Origin of the sequence: Actinophytocola sp. (assembly GCF_035712165.1) — a bacterium.
Lineage (GTDB): Bacteria > Actinomycetota > Actinomycetes > Mycobacteriales > Pseudonocardiaceae > DASYTH01.
Genome location: NZ_DASTBH010000343.1, coordinates 1 through 2,992 on the forward strand (window position 1 = coordinate 1; position 2,992 = coordinate 2,992).

At 72.9% G+C, this 2,992-nt stretch carries 3 protein-coding genes; all 3 read right to left on the minus strand.

The genetic code is table 11. The features are described from left to right. On the minus strand, nucleotides 1–1,069 hold a 1,069-nt coding region (locus VFO68_RS19190), incomplete at its 3' end, for a sigma-70 family RNA polymerase sigma factor (protein ID WP_325159697.1). Nucleotides 1,070–1,167: 98 nt separating this feature from the next. Continuing rightward, complete coding sequence (locus tag VFO68_RS19195; protein WP_325159698.1) at nucleotides 1,168–1,578, minus strand: hypothetical protein; 411 nt, start codon at nucleotides 1,576–1,578, stop codon at nucleotides 1,168–1,170. A 204-nt stretch (nucleotides 1,579–1,782) separates the two neighbouring features. Next, nucleotides 1,783–2,992 (minus strand): MFS transporter (locus tag VFO68_RS19200; RefSeq protein WP_325159699.1); only part of this gene is annotated, 1,210 nt, incomplete at its 5' end.

The following is a 2,992-nucleotide window of genomic DNA, read 5'->3' on the forward strand; positions in this document are numbered from 1 at the left end:
TCGGACCGGAGGTGCCACCCCCGGTCGGACTGTCCGGAGTGGACTGTCCGGGCGGTCGCACCGGTCGTGGCTGCCCGGTGACCGGCGCGGATGCCGCGGGTGGACGGTCCGGCACGGACACCGGAGGCGGCATGACCGTGGTGACGGCGGCCGCGGTGGCCAGCGCGGTGCCGGCGACCACCACCTTCACCGTCGACAGGTAACCCACCGTCGAGGCGCCGGTCTGGGCGGCGGCCGCGGTGGCCACCGCGGTGCCGGAGGTGGCCGCCGATCCGGCGGAGGCGGTGAGGTAGGACAGCGCGAGCGGCGCGCCGAGGACGGCCGGGCCGATGATCACGCGCAGCTCATTGTTGATCTTCAACAGCCGGTCGGCGAGTTCCCGGCACTCCGCGCAGCCGTCCAGATGGGCGCTGATCCGCCGGCGCTTCGGGGCGGCGATGCCACGGCGCACCCAGCCGGCCAACTGGGTGGCGACCGTGCGGCAGCCGCGCCGGTCCACGGTCGGCAGGTACTGCTGCAGGTAGGCCTGGCGTAACCCTTCCCGCGCCCGGTAGGCCAGTGCCGCGACGCTGTTCGGGGTCAGGCCGAGCAGCGGCGCCACCTCGGCCGGGCTGTCGCCCTCGACCTCGGTGTGCCACAGCACCGTGCGCCACCGCTCCGGCAGGCTGGCGAAGGCCTCGGCGGCCACCTCGGCGTGCAGCCGGCTGGCCACCGGGTCGTCGTGGTCGGCGGGCCGCCGGTCTTCGGGCACCTCGCCGTAGAGCGCGACCTCCACCCCGCCGCGGTGCGCGTTGATGGCGGCGTTGCGCATGGTGACCAGCAGATAGGGACGGAACTCCTCGGTCGGGCCGCGCCCGTTGCGGATCACCCGCAGGACCCGGGTGAACGCCTCCGCGACCAGGTCCTCCCGCTCCGCGGTGGTCGGCGCCAGGGAGGTGGCCGCCCGGCGGGCCGCGCCGAGATGCCGCTCGTAGAGCACGCCGTACGCCGCCGCGTCACCGCCGCGCACCGCGTTGATGAGCACCGCGTCGCTGGGTGCGCCTGCCGCCTCGTTGAACGCCTCGGTCACCGCACGCCCTTTCGGGAGTATTTTGCCCGCCTTCGGTACGCTATCTGGATCGCGGCGGGGGTCCCGCGGTGACACCGTTGGACCAAAGGTGACGCACGTCACACAACGCGCGGATGAGCCTCGAGCATCTCGGTGCCGACCCGCAGCGGCAACTCGGCCCAGGTGATCATGTGGGCGCCCTGGCGCTCCTGGCCCCGGGCGGTGGTGATGCGGTTGAGGATCCGGGTCCGCGAACCCATCCGCGACCCGGACCGGTTCGCCGGATCATGGTCGATCTCGATCCGCAGCCGGGCACCGGAGTCCAGCAGCCGCAGGCGCAGGGTGATCGGCGGGTCGCCGAACCGGTAGGCGTCACCGGCGAGCATCACGGTCACCAACACCGCGTCGGCCACCGCGGGTTCCTCGACACCGGCCAGGAACAGCCGGACGTGCTGGCGGACCCGACCGAGATCCAGTGCGCCCTCGATCAAGAGCGCGATGACTGGGTCATCGGCAGGGCTCTCGCTCAACGTAACCTCCGCTCGCTGCTGAACGGCGCACAACAAAGCGCGGGGTTCCCCGGTTCGGGGGAGTCCAAACCCGTTGCGTCACCGCACTATTGACAATTCTGGACCAACAGCCGTTAGCCTCGATCAACAGGGACAGGGAGTCGCACCCGGACTACGGAGGGTCGTTTCCATGCGTACACCGGCTGTCCCGGTGACCGGTTCCGGTCAGGCGCCCCCCTGCCGCTCGCGCCGGCGGAGCAACGGCAGGGCCGAGGCGAGCTGAACCGCCGTCGTCACCCAGAGCACCGCGGCGACCGGCAGGTAGGTAGCCAGCGTCCCGCCGATCAACCCGCCGACCGGCAACGTGAGCCACACCAGAAACCGGTTCGACGCGCTCACCGCGCCCAGCATCCCGGGCGGACAGGCCAACTGGCCCATGGTGAGCTGGGCCAGGTTGTACCGGGTGGCGCCGTAGCTGGACACGGCCATACCCAGGCACACCAACAGCAACGCGGCCGCACCGGATCCGGCGGCGAGCGGGACGAGCACCGCCGGCGCCTGGGTCCACAGCAGCAACCGGGCGCAGCCGCGCGCGCCGCCGCGCGCCGGGCCGACCGCCGCCAGCACCCCGCCGGCTCCGCTGGCAGCGGTGGCGATCCCGATCTCGACCGGGTCGAACCCCAACTCCAGCAGGAAGATCACCAGAACGGCGGCGCGGGCGGCGAGCGCCAGGTTGACCCCGGTGGTGCACAGGGTGAACGCCCGCCCGGTGCGCAACCCCACCGCCCAGCGCAGACCGTCCCGGGTGTCGGCCAGCACCAGCCGCCACGGCCGCGCCTCGGTACCGGGTTCGCAGTGCCGGATCCGGGACAGCAGCACCGCCGATATCGCGTAGCCGAGCGCCGAGCCGGCCGCCGTCAACGCGGCGCCGATCACCGTCACCAGCCCGCCCGCGGCGGCCGGGGCGCCCACCGAGGTCGCCGACGACACGCCCTGCAGGCTGCCGTTGGCCGGACCGAGGCCGGCCCGGCCGACCAGTTCCGACAGGTAGGCCATGGCGGCGACGTCGAAGAACACGCTCGCGCAGCCGGTCAGCGCGACCAAGGCGATCAGCAGCCCGGTGCCGAGCAGCCCGGCCAACCACAGCCCGAGCAGCGTCAGGCCGAGGCTCAGCCGCAGCAGATCCATCGCGATCATCATCCGGCGCTTGCGGAGCCGGTCCACGATCGCACCGGCCGGCAGGCCGATGACCACGAAGGCGACGGTCTGCGCGGCGACGAGCACGCCGACCTCGAACGGTGTCGCGCCCAGCCCGGTGACCGCGAGCAGTGGCACCACCGTGCGGCCCATGCCGGCTCCGAACGATCCGGCGGCGCTCGCCCCGAGCAGGAAACCGCCGTCCGCGACCGCTGGGGAAAACGCGTTTGCAAGCTCT